The following is a 14,454-nucleotide window of genomic DNA, read 5'->3' as shown; positions in this document are numbered from 1 at the left end:
ACACAAGTTTGAAACTGACAGAACAAATCATTACTGACTTGCTTTGTTGTTATAAATGTTTTCCAAAGGAATCTCCTACCGGCAGAACCGGTACGAGGTTTTTGGCATTTGACATTGTGCACGCTGTTGAGTTCTCAAGGATCGGACGCTCTCGGTTTCAGGCCACGCTATGACTAGCAATGTGACTGTCGCTCCGAGGCAACTTCTCTAAGTTAGCCACTCAATCCCAGGCTGTCAAATCGAGTTTCTAGCGGGTTTGAGCGGTGCTTTTGCACACGCCCAATCACGCATCTCGAACTAACAATCAGCTCTGTGAGTGGACTTTCCATCCTAAGCGATGAACCCGAGTCCTACAAGAGGAAAACGAGTGATTATCAGCTTTGGATGATGGTCCCGCTTGAGGCCGGTAAGCTCTGCGGCTTTCCGTACCTGTGGGGTACGTAGATATACATTACGGTCGGTTTCAGCACTCGTCAAAACGGCTGCCCGCCCGGGCGCGTCGGTTTCGCTGGAGCATGGACTGCCCCGTCTTTCCGGGCGAGAGCGCTAGTTGTCCCCGTCTTAGGGGCATCAATCGGCACTCCCCTCTTGGGCCGCACTGCGCGAGCACGGCCGGACTCCCTCGACAACCGAATTAGGAGCGCGCTGACCAGGTCGAATCACCAGTGGTTGCGCGGGGCCCCGGACGCGAAGCGCTGGGGTGATCCTGTGACCTCTCTCTGCCGGCTCGACACTGAGAGTCGAGAGATCCGGTTCGAGCGGGTTGTCAGCTGTCGCTGGTGCGCGCATCCATCTCGGTGCCGAGAAAGCGATGGCGAATGACCTGCCAGCCTTTCGGCGCAGAGGTTCGCTCCGCATGGCGTCGGCAGAGGTCGTAGCCGTGCGGTTCCTGCGTCACAGAGAGCGGTCCGAGCACGGCCGTGGAATCGGCGTACACGAAAGTGAGAGTGGCCACCGCAGGTTCGGGGCAGCTGATTCGGGAGCACGGTCTGTGAGACATCGACATTTAGAGTACCTGCACACGCGCCGCACGTAGGATTGCACCATGTCCAGGTCAGACCGTTCCGCCTCGCCGTTCGCCGAGCCGACACCGCGTGGACGCGCTCGGGATCGCCACGGCCGCGGCGTGCGCAGCTCGGTGACCGGACCTTATCTTCCGCCGTTGCGCACGCGCATCAGCCTGTTCGACATGACAATCGCGACGACGGTCGACTACCTGCGCGGAGTCTGGCCCGATGATCTGGGCGACGTGCGGTTTGAAGTCGCGCCCGGGCCGTCAGTGGCCCCGACCGGTATCGCTACCGGAGCCGGCGTCGAACGGTGGGCCGTCGACGCCAGTGCTCGACGGATTGTTTTCTACCGGCTGCCGATTCAGCGCCTGTCCCGGCTGCACCGCAACGACGAGTTTCACCAGCGCATGATCATCGAGAGCTGTGTCTTCCGGGCGATCGCCGAGCTACTCGGCAAAGACCCGTGGGATCTCGCGCCCGAGCGCTTTCGACACTCCTGAGCTTTCAACGCTCCTGGGCTTTCGACGCTCCTGGGCTTTCGACGCTCCTGGGCTTTCGACGCTCCTGAAACTCAGCGCAGGTAGACGGCAATCGGTGACGCCAGCGGTCCGGCCGGCCGCACAGTGAACGATGCAAGTTTCGCAGGACCGGAATAGCCGACAGCGGCGACGACTGGGGCACTCGCGTTGACGAGGTAGGTCACCGATTCAGCGATCGGGACCGCAACCGTCGCGCCGGCCGCCACGGTCACCGACGTCGGAGCGCCGGTCTCCCCCTGTACTGACACCACTGCGTTGCCGGGTGCGGTATTGACGAGATGCAGTGCGGGCGCGGGACCGGGCGCCGCCGTGACGAGAAACTCTCCGCTCAGCGGTTCAGACGAGGCAAACCAAGCGAAGTCCTTGCCCGTGACATCCGATGTCGATGCGTTTGCCGCGGCGACCAGGGGCTGATCGGATTCGATGGTGACGGCATAGCCGCCGGGAAGCAAGCCGGCTAGCGGAACCTCGGTCGCGACGCCGGCCGGAATCTGAACCTGAATCGAGATGCCGGGGTTTGCGCCGTTCTCGCTGACCGCGCCGACGTGCACTGTTGCCGGTTCGGTGCCGGTGACCAGCATCCGCACGCTCGCCGCACCATCCTGAAGCTCGTCGACCTCAGCGGTCGGGTTCGCAACGGGCGGCGACGTCACCGTTACTCCGGCGATCGTGTGCTGCAGCGAGGGACCCCGCGTCGCGCCGATCAGGTCGACGCCCTCCGGCACAATGCCGCTGATGAGACTCTGCTCCATCGACGCGACGACCTGGCCGCCCTGCGATTGCACGTGAACGACCGGGGACTTGAGATTCGGGGCGAGGCCGGCGAGTGAGACCACCCGCTGCGAGCCCGGCTGAACCAGGATCCCGGTCGAGCCCGGGGCATCGATGAGGCCCGTCTCGCCAAAGACCCGGAGCCCCACCGTCGCAACGACCGTCGTCGGGTTCGAGAGCAGAATCAGGGTGGTGCGCCCGATGTCGGTCGAGCCGCCGACGAGCCAGGTGTCACTCGTTGCTTCGGCGCACGATGCGGCGGCAAAGCCGGCCAGCGTCTCGGTGCCCACGGTCTGCGATTGGCTACCGGCCACGAGCGGGGCAACGCTCGTGCCCGCTTCAACAGGAACGCGGATGAGTTGGGGCGCGACGCCCTGGTCGCCCAGTGTGTTGTCGGGTGCGGCCAGAGCAGAAACTTCGGGTTGAAGTGTTGACACGCCGCTCGTGGGATCTGTCGCTGCCGCGACGGTCGAAGCGGCGCCGACTGAGGAGACGGACTGGGCCAGGCTCGAGTCTTCGGCCAGGGCAAGAAGCGGACCGGGACAGACCCGCATCTGCTCGCTCGGCTGCGGGGTGACCACCACTGAACCGGGAGTCACGGCGAGGCTCGGCCAGTCGAGAAGAACTGCCGCAGATACTCCGAGTGCAAGTGCCCCGATGCCCAGAATTCCGCCCAGGGTCTGGGCACTACGAACTGCCACGCTGCGCTTAGCGGACATCGTCTGCCTCCCTCGTCGTCACGTCGTGGCTTTGGGCACTCGGTGAGCCGGGCTCCGCCTGGTCGACGGCAACCGCGGTTGGTGCAAGGGCCGTTGCCGACACGAGGTCACCCGAGTCGGTCGAAACCCCATCGGAGACAACCGTCTCCGTGCCGAGTTCGGGCACGGGGCCAGTCTTCGCGCTGTTGGCAGCCGACTCGCGCTTTCGCCGTTTCGTTTCTCGTGCCGCATCTTTCGCCTGGCGACGAATCGCATCGCGGTTCGCTTCACGCACCGCCTCCCGGCCGGCGCCGGTGGGAATCGAGAGCAGAACCGTCGCACCGATCACGATCACGGCGATGAGGAAGGCGATCTGGCTCAGCACTCCGCCAGGGTTCGCGGGAATTGCGACAGTGCCGAGGGCATCCGGATCTTCGGAGGTTTGCCACAGGTGCCCGAACGATGTTTCGCCGACCGGCACCACGGCGGCGTTCCCGTCAAGCGACGTGATCGCGCGCAACTCAGTCTCTGCGGCTTCGGGGGTGACCGGCGAGTTGCCATTAGCCTGCGGGTCAGCCGTTTCGGCCGGACGCAGCAGGACGAAACGGATGCCGAGGTCGTGAAGCTGCTCTGCGCTGTCCAGGCCACTGCGTGAGACCAGGTTTCCGACCAGAGTCGCGAATTCGACATCGCGCTTGTTGAAGCTGGTGTCGGTGCTCGCCAGCGTCGACTGATTGTTGAGGGTGGCTCCGGAGCCTCTGACGAGGGTGCCCAGAATTCCGCCATCGCTCTGAGCCGAAAGTTCGAGGGTGCCCACCTGCGGGGTGATGCCGGCTTCTGCCGCGACGAACGCGGGCTGCGTGCGGCCGATCCCCTTCGCGACGACGCTGGTGCCGAGGGGCACCGCGGCGGCCAATGGCGCGGCGACGATCACAATCAGGAGCGACACCACGATGGCGGGCGCCACGGCAAACCGGCCGAGGCCGCGCAGCGCGAAGATGCCGGCCCCGACCAGACCCATCCAGTAGAGGCTGAGCCCTGATCCGGTCCAGATCGACACGGCTGCATCGCCCGACGCGGCCAGGGCGATATGGCTGCCGGCCACGGCGGTTGCGAGGCCGATGACAGCGGTCAGAAGCGCGAAACTTGCCCCGCGCGACCCGCGCAGGAAGAGCGCGAAAAGTGCCAGCGCGCAGAGCGGCGCAATAAGGATGGGGATCAGGAGCTCGGCGTTCACACCGGGGAATGCGAGCGACGTCAACCACGGAGTCCAACCGCCGAAGTCACCAGAGGGGAAGCCGAGCAGGAGCTGCCAGGATTGCACGGTCGCTGACGGAAGCGGCACACCCGGGTCGGCGAGAAGCGCCAACCAATTGCCGCGCAGGGCCTGGTCCCAGATCAAGGGGGCGGCAAGTGCGAGGGCCGGCAACGGGATGCCGATGAATCGCATGATCCGTCGGCCGCTGAGCACGACGCAGATCAGCCATCCGATCAACAGCGCCGGAGCAAGCGACGGCGCGCAGGCGACGATCGCGGCAAAGAGCAATGCGGTCGAGGCTGAAGCAGACCAGGATCGTGCCGCAGCGAATCCGGCGTAGAAGAGCCACGGGAGAAGCAGGTGCACCAGGATGGCGGCCGGGCGCCCCTCGGCCAGTGCGGTGAGGAACGGCGGGGCGAAGACCCAGAGCAGGGCGGCAACAGCACGCAATCCGCTGCGCGCCGTCAATCGGGATGCTGCAGCCCAGGCGCCGAAAGCGGCAAGTGGGAAAGTGAGGAAGTAGAGCAGCACGAGTGCGAACGACGGCGCCCAGAAGGTGAGTGTTCCGAGCACGGCCAATACCGCAGTGAAGGGGTCTGCGGCGCCGACGAATCCGAGGCCGATCTGACGCCAGCCGTAGGCGGCGCTCTGCCACAGCTCGGTGACGGTGTCGGACAGTGGGAGCAGCCCGCCGCCGGTCAAGGTTTGTGCGCCGAGGAGCGGGGCGAGGACACCCAGACCGACGCACGCCGCGGCCAGTACCACCCACGCTCCCCCGCGGGAGAAGAAGTCGAGTTCGTGTCGTTCGCCGCGGAGGCCTGTGAGATTTGCCTCGCGTTTCAGCATGTGTCGACGCCGCACGACGGCAGTGGGCACCCGGAGTGAGGCAATTGAAGACCAGCCCAGCGTGCGGGTCTTGGCGAGGTTGCGGCGCGCGTTGGCCACTCGAACCAGCCGGAACGCTGCAGCGAAGGCGGCGGAGAATTCCCCGATGATCGCGCCGGGCTCCTTGCGGAGGAGTTGGCCGATCGAACGGATGAGCGCCAACGGAACCAGGCTGAGCCAGTGAAACAGCAGCGCCCACGCGGGAGCGTAGACGAGTCGGCGATGCAGCTGCGCGGCCCGTTCGGCGCGCATCCGATGACGGCGGGGCTTGCCGCGCGACGACCCATTCGGGCCGGCCACGCCGTCGCCGGCGGTAGCCACGCGCGCATCGGCGACAACCGACACGCGATAACCGGCCAGGCGAACACGGATGCAGAAGTCGAGGGAGTCGTCGACGCTCGGCAGCCCGGGGTCGAATCCGCCGAGTTCGTCCCAGACGGACTGGCGCACGAGCATCCCGCCGGCACCGACGGCGAGCACATCGCTCATGCCGTCGTGCTGGCCCTGGTCCAGCTCGCTTTCGACCAGGGAGACCGACGCGCCGTACGGAGTGATCGATTCGCCGAAATCGTGGATGTAGTCGCTGGCGACCCACTCCATCACCTTCGGACCGGCCACCGCCACGGAGGGGGCAATCTCGAGTTCCTGCAGCAGGGCAGCCAAGGCGCCCGGCTCCGGAGCGCTGTCTTGCGCGAGGAACCACAGCACATTGTTCTCGTCGGCGGGCGGCGACGCCACCCGCAATGCGACATTGATGGCCTCGCCGAAAGAGAGGTCCGCATCGGCGACGATGATCTGGGTCGGAGCGAAGACGGCGAGAAGTTCGCCCGTCGCATCCGTCGACCCGCAGTCAACGGTCAGGATGGCGTCGGGCTGACGCGTCTGTTTGGTCAGGGCCTCGAGAGTTCGCTCAAGGTGCTTTTGACCATTGCGGACAACAAGGATGACGGTGACTCGGGGTTGCATATCGAAATCAGCCTAGGTTGGGATCTTGCCCAGCCACGTCGGCTGTGTCGGCGCGCCCGAAATCAGTCGTCAGCACCGGTGTCAGATGAAGCGGATGTGAGACGCAGCGCGGCTCAGCTCGCGCGCTTTCTCAATTTGCGACGCTCGCGCTCCGACAGGCCGCCCCAGATTCCGAAGCGTTCGTCGTTGCCCAGGGCGTACTCCAGGCACTCGGACTTCACCTCGCACGACGCGCAAATCTTCTTGGCGTCTCGGGTTGACCCACCCTTTTCAGGGAAGAAAGCCTCAGGGTCTGTCTGGGCACACAGCGAGTCGGCCTGCCAGGCCAACGGATTGTCATCGCCGACTGTGGAACGTACCCCCGGCACGCCCAGTCGAATGGGATCGACGAACCAGTCGTCCGGAACCCCAGAACGATTCTCAGGTATTGCCATACCGTCTCCCACCCATCGTTCCACGCCCACGAATTGAGCGTTTCACCTAATTACACCGGTGTAGTTCCCCATTCGTCAAGTCGCAGATAGTAAACCCTCAATATTCGATGGAGAGTTTCGACGCGCCCAGAATTTCAGATCGTTCACAACGGGCGAACAACAGCCGCCTGCCGCGCTTCCCAAGCGCTCTGCACCATGTCTTCGAGGGAGTGGCGCATGGCCCAGCGGAGGTCCCGCGCGGCGAGTTCACCCGAGGCCACAATCCGGTCGGGGTCGCCCGCGCGTCGAGGCGCGATCTCCGGCGTGAAATCGATGCCGGTCACTGCCGCCACGGTCGACATGATCTCGCCGACAGAGACTCCGTCGCCGCTGCCGAGGTTGTAGACGGCGTTGATCGGCTCGCCGGCATCCATGCGTCGTGCCGCAGCAACGTGCGACACCGCAAGATCCGACACGTGGATGTAGTCGCGCACGCAGGTGCCGTCGGCGGTTGCGTAGTCGGTGCCGTTGATGCGCGGCGTGCGGCCATCGACGAGTGCGTCGAAGATGAGCGGGAAGAGGTTGTGCGGGCTGGTGTCGCGCAGGGCGATCTCTCCGGAGCCGACGACATTGAAGTAGCGCAGGCTCGTGTGGGTGAGGCCGGCCGCAATGCCCTGGTCGCGCAGCAGCCACTCACCGATGAGCTTCGTTTCACCGTAGGGCGACTCGGGGTTCTTCGGGGTGGCCTCGGTCACGAGGTCGGTCGACGGCGTTCCGTAGACGGCGGCACTCGACGAGAAGACGATGTTCGAGACGTTGGCCTCTGCCATGGCGGCGAGCAAGATCTGGGTCGTGGTGACGTTCTGCTCATAGGTGTGCAACGGTCGCTGCACCGAGACACCGGCGTATTTGAATCCGGCAACGTGCACGACTCCGGTGATGGTGCCTGCCGCCTCAGCGAACGTGCGCCGAAGGAGCTCGGCGTCGAGGAGGGTCCCCTGCACGAACGGCACGCCATCCGGCACGAAATTGGCGTGACCACTCGAGAGATCGTCGAAGACGACGACGTCGATTCCCTCGTTGAGGAACGCGCGTACAACATGCGAACCGATATATCCGGCTCCACCGGTAACAAGCCACGCCATGTGCAACTCCCGTGTTCAGGCGGATGCGGTGTGCCCCGGCCTGCTCCAGAATACCGGGAGCAGAATGCGCGTCGTCCCACCCGCTGCCGCGCGGCATCCGGGCTGGCAGAAAAGCGCGGAACTGGGTTATTCTGCCAGAAGGAGGTCTCATGCTTCAGAAGATTGTCTGCATCGCGTTGCCGGGGATGGCGCCGTTCGAGTTCGGTGTGATCTGTGAGGTGTTCGGGATCGACAGAAGCGACAGCAACGGTCCGTCCTTCGACTTTCACGTCACGGCGGCGGAACCGGGTGCGATCCGCACCAAGCTCGGGTTCGACATCATCGTGCACGAAGACCTGTCTGCCGCTGCCGATGCCGATCTCATCGCGATTCCGGCTTACCAGGCCGGGGTCGCCATCCATCCGGAGATTCTCCGCGTGATTCGTGAGGCCGAAGCGCGCGGCGCCTGGGTGCTCAGCGTCTGCAGCGGAGCGTTCGTGCTCGGCGCCGCGGGCATCCTCGATGGACGCCGCAGCACCACCCACTGGATGTACACGGACGACCTCGCTCGAGCGTTTCCGCTGACCAGCGTCGATCCCGACGTGCTTTTCGTCGAGGATTCCAACGTCGTCACCGGCGCCGGAACCGCCGCGGGCATCGACGCCGCACTGCACATTGTGCGCAAGGAGCTCGGTGCCGCCGCCGCGAACAACATTGCCCGGCGCATGGTGGTGCCGCCGCAACGCGACGGCGGCCAGTCACAGTATGTACAGCCGCCGGCCACGGATTGCCCGAGCGACTCGTTCGCCGCGGTTACCGAGTGGATGCTGGCGCACCTCGATCAGGAACTGACGGTCGATCAGCTTGCGCGCAAGAACTTGATGTCGCCGCGCACCTTTGCCCGCCGTTTTCGCGCGGAGCTCGGCACCACGCCAACAGCATGGCTGAACCGGCAGCGGCTTTTGCGCGCACAGCAATCGCTCGAAGAAACCGATTGGAGTCTTGAGACGATTGCCTCGGACACCGGTTTCGGAACCGCGTCGGTCATGCGGCACCATTTTCTGAAGGTGCTGCAGACCACCCCGACGGCGTATCGGCGCACGTTCGGGGCGCGACAGGTCGGCTGAGCGGCCGGCATTACGCAACGGAGAGTGAGGCTGGGCAGCCGGCCTCAGCCGCCGATCGTTGCCAGAAAGACCTCGCCGACGCCGGCGAAGGTCAGCGTTGCCTCCTCGGGAGTGATGTAAACCGCCTCGCCCCGCTTCAGCCGCATCGATGAAGCGGCACCGGCCACGAGGAATCCACCGGACGTGCAAATCGCGATCGCCGGACCCGACAGGGGCACCTGCCGCATGGGCACCGGGCTCTCGCTGGCCCCGGAGTCCGCAGGTGTCGCATCCGCCTGGATGTGCACCAGCTCGAACTCGGGGACGCCCGGCCGAAAGACGTCAACGCCTGGCGTTCCGTCGTTGATCGGCGTCAGGTACGGAACGGGAATCGACCGGAAATCGAGCACGTCGAGCAGCTCGTCGACGTCGATGTGTTTCGGGGTGAGTCCGCCGCGCAGAACATTGTCGGAGGCGGCCATCAGCTCGACCCCGAGGCCCGAAAGATAGGCGTGGATGTTTCCGGCCGGCAGATAGAGCGCCTCGCCGCGTTTCAGCGTGACGCGGTTGAGCAGTAGGGAGATCACGATCCCGGGATCACCCGGGTAGGACTCGGCAAGCGTGCGCACTGTCTCCAGCTCACGCGCGTAGCTGACGACCGCGCCGCCCTCGGCCAGGTAGACCGCGTGCTCGGCGAGCGCCACCACGCGTTCGACCAGCCACGAGACTTCCCCGCTGTCTCCGCCGCGGCCATCCCGCAGCAGCCATTCGACGGCGTCTCGCAGCCCCTCGGCGCCGACGAGTCGGTTCTCGAGAGCGTCGAGTGCTGCGGCCTGCGGGTCGGGCGACGCGATGTCGAGGGCACGCAGTTCCGCCAGAATGCGGTGGATCTCGGCAATGCTTCTGAACCCGCACAGCGCATCGAAGGTCTCGCTCAGGGCGAAGATCAGCTCCGGCTTGTGAAACGGGTCACGATAGTTACGTTCCGCGGCGTCGATCGGGATGCCGGCTGCGTTCTCAAGCTCGAATGCGGCGAGCGCCCGCGCCGACGACGGATGCGCCTGGAGCGACAGCGGTTTCGCCGCGGCAAGAACTTTGAGCAGGAACGGCAGCCGCACTCCCCCCGTCGCCGCGGTCGATGCGGCAAGCTCGGCCCCCAGCGCCGTCGTCGGGTCGGCGGCGACCCACTCGGCAAGCGTGGTGGCCCCGCCTGCGTGCGACGGATCAACAATGACTGCGGGCGACCCCGGGTGTGCTCCCAGCCAGAGCTCGGCCTCTGGGCGTCCGGACGCAGCGCGCCCCAACTGGTCGCTGATCGCGTGCGTCGATCCCCAGGCGTAGTCGCGCGGCGTATTGGTGATGCCCACAAACATGTGTCGCTCAACTTTCCATTCGTTGGATTCAAACTACCAATCGCTTGGGTAGGCGCCAGGCTGCCCCCTAGGCTGGCGCCTAAATCACCGACGGATGCCTTCAGGGGCTTTCGCAGCATGCAATGGAGCACGTACATGACATTTGAGCTACTCGACAGCGACTTCTACGGGTACCAGAATCTGCTGACCGATCAGGAAAAGGCCGCGCTCACCGCGCTGCGCAGCTACCTCGACACCGAGGTGCGTCCGATCGTCAACGGCTATTGGGACCGCGCAGAGTTTCCGTTCGAGATCGTCAAGCCGTTGGCGGAGCTTGGCGCCTACTCATTTGCCTGGGACGAGACGAAGCCGTTTGCCAACTCTGCCGTCTTCCGGGGCTTCGTGGCGATGGAGATAGCGCGCGTTGACGCCAGCGTTGCCACCTTCCAGGGTGTGCAGAACGGCCTGGCGATGGGAAGCATCGCGGCGACCGGGTCGCAGGAGCAGCGTGACGAGTGGCTGCCACGTCTCTCACGCGGCGAGATCGTTGGAGCGTTCGGGCTGACCGAGCCGCTCTCCGGTTCCGACTCCGCGCAGGGTCTGCGCACCACCGCGGCCCGTGACGGCGACAACTGGGTATTGAATGGCTCGAAGCGCTGGATCGGCAACGCCACCTTCTCTGACATCACCATCATCTGGGCGAAGGATGTCGCCGACGGTCAGGTCAAGGGATTCATCGTTCCCACAGACACCGCCGGCTACAGCGCCACCAAGATTGACGGCAAGATCAGCCTGCGCTCGGTGCAGAACGCCGACATCACGCTGGAGAACGTCGTCGTGTCGGAAGGCAACCGCCTGCAGAACGCGCACTCGTTCAAAGACACCGCCCGAGTGCTCCGTTTGACCCGTGCCGAGGTGTCATGGACAGCGGTCGGCATCTCGATCGGCGCGTACGACTCCGCCGTCGCCTACGCGAAGACCCGCATCCAGTTCGGCAAGGAGATCGGCGGGCACCAGCTCGTTCAGGATCTGCTGGTGAAGAGCCTCGGCAACATCACGGCGAGCCTCGGCATGGTGGTGCGGGTCTCACAGATGCTCGACGAAGGCACCCAGCGCGACGAGCACTCCGCACTGGCGAAGACCTACACGACCTCGCGGATGAGGGAAACCGTCGCCTGGTGCCGCGAACTGTTCGGCGGCAACGGTATCGCGCTCGAATACGATGTCGCCCGGTTTTTCGCCGACGCTGAGGCCATCTACTCCTATGAGGGAACACAGGAGATGAACACGCTGATCGTCGGCCGCACGATCACGGGCAAGGCTGCTTTCGTTTAGTCGGTGATCGAGCCTGTCAGGATCCGGTGGCCGGGTCTTGAGATCGACCCGCGTGGTCTCGACAGGCTCGACCACCGGATCGGCTCGACCACCGAATGGGCTCAACCACCGATGGCTCGACCACCGGGACGGCCCGACCGCTGACCCCAGCACTATCCTGAGAAGATGCCCACCGCACGCAGCCGCTTCGCCGTTCGCACCTTTGCGGTCTTCGTATGGTTCGCCGTACTCGCCGGACAGTTCTGGCGCAATCTGCTCGGTTGGTGGGGCTTTGGCGCTGTCGCGCTCCTCGTGCTGGCCGGCAGCATCTATTTTCTGATTCGACTGAAGCCGGACTGGCGCTGGCGCCGATTCCCGAAGTCACTCGTGGCCTTCCTCGGGCTGGCCACACTCTCGATCACCTGGTCGTTCTATCCGGGCGCATCCGCCGTCGGCATCGCCCTGCAGTGGATGACCACGATCGCCGCATTGTTCCTTGCACTCTGCCTCAGCTGGCCCGAACTCATCCGCACGCTCTCGGTCGCCCTGCGCTGGGCACTGGCATTGTCACTCATCTTCGAGTTCAGCGTGGCCGCGTTCGTTCGGCAACCGGTACTCCCCTTCTTCGTCGACTACGGCACCGAGAAGATTCCGGCGGCGTTCTACTGGTCGCGTGGCTTGCTCTTCTCGGGCGGCCCGATCGAGGGCATTGTCGCCAATCGCAACCTGCTCGGCTTTCTGGCCCTGCTGGCCGTGATCGTTTTCGCCATTCAGCTCGCAGCCGGCACCGTGCGTCGGGGCTGGGGAATCGCCTGGCTCGTGCTGGCGTCCGGGATGCTGGCTCTCACGCGGTCCGCCACCGTCACGGCAGCCGGGGTAGTGGTGCTCGTCGTGCTGGGCTTCGCTCTCTGGACCCGCCGGGTCGGGCCGCAAGGGCGCCGGCCGGTCTACCTGACCGCAGCGGCATCCGTCGTCGCCGCCGTCGCCGCCGTCATTGCACTCTCTCCGGTGCTGCTGCGCGCACTCGGTAAGAGCGAGGATCTCACCGGGCGGTTCGATATCTGGAACAGTGTGATCTCCCTCGCCTCGGAGAAGCCGGTCTTCGGCTGGGGTTGGGTGAGTTACTGGGCCCCGTGGGTCGAACCGTTCAATGGCCTGGCGGTGCGCAAGGGCGTGACCTACCTGCAGGCGCACAACGCCTGGCTCGATGTGTGGCTGCAGCTCGGCATTCTGGGCGTCATTGTCTTCGCCGCCCTCGCGCTGTCGACCCTCTGGCGATCCTGGTTCTTCGCCGTTGACCGCCCGCGCACGGGAGTCGTCGACGACGTGCCGTACTCGGCATCCGCTCTGCTCCCGTTGTTGCTCGTTGCCGCCCTGCTCGCACAGAGCATGGCGGAGAGCCGTTTGCTCATCGAGTACGGCTGGGTGCTGCTCGTCGTCCTGGCAGTTTTCACGAAACGGGCACAGACCGGGGTTCCGCCTCAGCTGACCGTTTCGGAAAAGCCGCTAGCCTAGAACACCCATGAAACCCCGCGGAACATCCTCGACCGTCGCCCTGGTGCGGCAGACGCTCGAGTCACCGCAATTGGCCACGGTTCTCACCCAACTCGTGTTCGGTGTCGCGTTCGGAGCTCATCTGCTGGTCAGTTTGATGGGCTGGGCCGGACTGCTCGGCGCGGTGCTCACCCTGGTCGCCGTCGCGACCCTGGCGCTGCTCGCCCGGCGCACAACGCTGGAGTGGCACGGCCTGCTTCCCATCTCCATTCTGGTTTTCGTCGGCTGGTGCGCCCTCTCGGTCGTGTGGAGCGGGTACACCCTCGTCTCACTGGCCGGCATCGGCTATCAACTCGTCTTCGCGTTTCTGGCCATCGCCGTTGCGCTGCTGCGCGACACGATTCAGATTCTGCGCGCTACCGGCGACGTGTTGCGCGTGCTGCTGGGCCTCTCTCTCATCTTGGAGATCCTGTCGGGCCTTCTTCTTGACCTGCCGATCACGTTTCTCGGTATCGCGGGCAACATCTCCACCCTGGGGCCGATTCAGGGTGTCTTCGGTTCCCGCAACCAACTCGGCTTGGTCGCTTTGATCGCCGCCGTCACCTTCACCATCGAGTTGCGTGCCCGGTCGGTGCGCCGCAACGTCGGCATCGTGTCGCTGGTACTTGCCGGGACCGTCCTGCTGCTCACCCGATCCCCCGTGATCCTGGTCGTTGCGCTCTTCGTGGGCATTGCCGCACTGGCCCTGTACTGGCTACGTCGTACGGCCCCGGAGCGACGCTGGATGCTGCAACTCGGCTTGGCCGGCGCCGTGGTCGTCGTCGGGGCCACCGCCTGGTTCGCCCGCGCGCGCATCGTCTCACTCTTGAATGCCGGCAGCGAGTTCGAGACCCGGCTGACGCTCTGGCGCGAGGTCTGGCGGCTGACCAGTTTGCATCCGTTGGAGGGCTGGGGCTGGGCCGGCTTCTGGCCCGCGCACGGCACGCCGTATGACTGGCTCGATTTCATCACGCGGACCGAGCAAACCTCAGGTTTGAACGCGTTCTTCGACGTCTATTTTCAGGTTGGGCTTGTCGGTTTCATTGCGTTCGTCGTACTTTTCGGACTGGCCTTTGTGCGCTCCTGGTTGCTCGCATCGGACAGACGTCCGCTGGTCTATGTCTGGCCGGCGCTTGTCCTTGTTATTCTGCTCGTCACCTCGACCGCGGAGAGCACGGTGCTCGTCGGATTCGGCTGGCTGCTGCTTGTTGTCTGCTCGGTGAAGGCTGCGCAGAGCATGAGCTGGAGAAGCGCGTTGGCACGCAAGCCGCATCGAGACCTCAACTAGGTCACTACGGTCGAGTCTTCACCCGCTCTCGCACGGTGCCGCCGAGTGGGATTATCTCTGGGCCTTCACCAAAAACCAAAAACGCCGTGATGCCGTTGCGCCACTCATCGAGTTATCCAACACTCATCGACGCCACACCGCGCTCGGAGGAAATCCACCTGTCAACCGAATGCAACCAATGTCATGACCGAGTACCT

Annotated in this window: 11 protein-coding genes; 5 read left to right on the top strand and 6 right to left on the bottom strand. The window is 64.8% G+C overall.

The window, feature by feature from the left end; all coding sequences use genetic code 11:
• Positions 1-766: 766 nt before the first annotated feature.
• Entirely contained in the window at positions 767-1,000 is a 234-nt protein-coding gene (locus tag AC1DCF_RS14160) for a DUF3499 family protein (RefSeq protein ID WP_441791840.1), read from the bottom strand.
• A 45-nt stretch (positions 1,001-1,045) separates the two neighbouring features.
• Between AC1DCF_RS14160 and AC1DCF_RS14155 the strand changes: the two genes are divergently transcribed.
• The gene (locus tag AC1DCF_RS14155) at positions 1,046-1,510 is read left to right on the top strand and encodes a metallopeptidase family protein (protein ID WP_477211562.1); all 465 of its coding nucleotides are present in this window, start codon (positions 1,046-1,048) and stop codon (positions 1,508-1,510) included.
• 71 nt (positions 1,511-1,581) lie between these two features.
• Here the strand turns inward: AC1DCF_RS14155 and AC1DCF_RS14150 are convergent, their stop codons facing one another.
• The 4 genes from AC1DCF_RS14150 to galE form a co-directional block, all read right to left on the bottom strand.
• Complete coding sequence (locus AC1DCF_RS14150; RefSeq protein ID WP_477211561.1) at positions 1,582-3,039, bottom strand: DUF5719 family protein; 1,458 nt, start codon at positions 3,037-3,039, stop codon at positions 1,582-1,584.
• On the bottom strand, positions 3,029-6,127 hold the full coding sequence (locus AC1DCF_RS14145) for a glycosyltransferase (protein ID WP_477211560.1): 3,099 nt from the start codon (positions 6,125-6,127) through the stop codon (positions 3,029-3,031). The genes AC1DCF_RS14150 and AC1DCF_RS14145 overlap by 11 nt, the downstream gene beginning before the upstream one ends.
• A 113-nt stretch (positions 6,128-6,240) precedes the next feature.
• Complete coding sequence (locus AC1DCF_RS14140; RefSeq protein ID WP_441791836.1) at positions 6,241-6,561, bottom strand: WhiB family transcriptional regulator; 321 nt, start codon at positions 6,559-6,561, stop codon at positions 6,241-6,243.
• Positions 6,562-6,704: 143 nt separating this feature from the next.
• Complete coding sequence (gene galE, locus AC1DCF_RS14135) at positions 6,705-7,685, bottom strand: UDP-glucose 4-epimerase GalE (RefSeq protein WP_477211559.1); 981 nt, start codon at positions 7,683-7,685, stop codon at positions 6,705-6,707.
• A gap of 149 nt (positions 7,686-7,834) precedes the next feature.
• Here galE and AC1DCF_RS14130 point away from each other — a divergent pair, with 149 nt between their 5' ends.
• A complete protein-coding gene (locus AC1DCF_RS14130; RefSeq protein WP_477211558.1) occupies positions 7,835-8,791 on the top strand; it encodes a GlxA family transcriptional regulator in 957 nt (318 codons plus the stop codon).
• A 44-nt stretch (positions 8,792-8,835) separates the two neighbouring features.
• Here the strand turns inward: AC1DCF_RS14130 and manA are convergent, their stop codons facing one another.
• Complete coding sequence (gene manA, locus AC1DCF_RS14125) at positions 8,836-10,143, bottom strand: mannose-6-phosphate isomerase, class I (protein WP_477211557.1); 1,308 nt, start codon at positions 10,141-10,143, stop codon at positions 8,836-8,838.
• A 135-nt stretch (positions 10,144-10,278) separates the two neighbouring features.
• Between manA and AC1DCF_RS14120 the strand changes: the two genes are divergently transcribed.
• The 3 genes from AC1DCF_RS14120 (at position 10,279) to AC1DCF_RS14110 (ending at position 14,257) form a co-directional block, all read left to right on the top strand.
• On the top strand, positions 10,279-11,457 hold the full coding sequence (locus AC1DCF_RS14120) for an acyl-CoA dehydrogenase family protein (protein ID WP_477211556.1): 1,179 nt from the start codon (positions 10,279-10,281) through the stop codon (positions 11,455-11,457).
• 165 nt (positions 11,458-11,622) lie between these two features.
• Positions 11,623-12,951 carry an O-antigen ligase family protein gene (locus AC1DCF_RS14115; RefSeq protein ID WP_477211555.1) on the top strand — a complete coding sequence of 443 codons (1,329 nt, stop codon included), beginning with the start codon at positions 11,623-11,625 and terminating at the stop codon, positions 12,949-12,951.
• Between the two features lie 7 nt (positions 12,952-12,958).
• A complete protein-coding gene (locus AC1DCF_RS14110) occupies positions 12,959-14,257 on the top strand; it encodes an O-antigen ligase family protein (protein WP_477211554.1) in 1,299 nt (432 codons plus the stop codon).
• Positions 14,258-14,454 lie beyond the last annotated feature (197 nt).

The sequence above is a fragment of the Leifsonia sp. 10L418 genome, from assembly GCF_056395445.1.
The sequence above is the reverse complement of the archived record's forward strand: the minus strand, read 5'-3'. Positions and strand labels throughout refer to the sequence as shown.

Coding starts and splice junctions, on each gene's coding strand:
- AC1DCF_RS14120 (WP_477211556.1), top strand. CDS start 10,279: ATGACATTTGAGCTACTCGACAGCGACTTCTACGGGTACCAGAATCTG.
- AC1DCF_RS14140 (WP_441791836.1), bottom strand. CDS start 6,561: ATGGCAATACCTGAGAATCGTTCTGGGGTTCCGGACGACTGGTTCGTC.
- AC1DCF_RS14145 (WP_477211560.1), bottom strand. CDS start 6,127: ATGCAACCCCGAGTCACCGTCATCCTTGTTGTCCGCAATGGTCAAAAG.
- AC1DCF_RS14130 (WP_477211558.1), top strand. CDS start 7,835: ATGCTTCAGAAGATTGTCTGCATCGCGTTGCCGGGGATGGCGCCGTTC.
- manA (WP_477211557.1), bottom strand. CDS start 10,143: ATGTTTGTGGGCATCACCAATACGCCGCGCGACTACGCCTGGGGATCG.
- AC1DCF_RS14115 (WP_477211555.1), top strand. CDS start 11,623: ATGCCCACCGCACGCAGCCGCTTCGCCGTTCGCACCTTTGCGGTCTTC.
- AC1DCF_RS14155 (WP_477211562.1), top strand. CDS start 1,046: ATGTCCAGGTCAGACCGTTCCGCCTCGCCGTTCGCCGAGCCGACACCG.
- AC1DCF_RS14160 (WP_441791840.1), bottom strand. CDS start 1,000: ATGTCTCACAGACCGTGCTCCCGAATCAGCTGCCCCGAACCTGCGGTG.
- galE (WP_477211559.1), bottom strand. CDS start 7,685: ATGGCGTGGCTTGTTACCGGTGGAGCCGGATATATCGGTTCGCATGTT.
- AC1DCF_RS14110 (WP_477211554.1), top strand. CDS start 12,959: ATGAAACCCCGCGGAACATCCTCGACCGTCGCCCTGGTGCGGCAGACG.
- AC1DCF_RS14150 (WP_477211561.1), bottom strand. CDS start 3,039: ATGTCCGCTAAGCGCAGCGTGGCAGTTCGTAGTGCCCAGACCCTGGGC.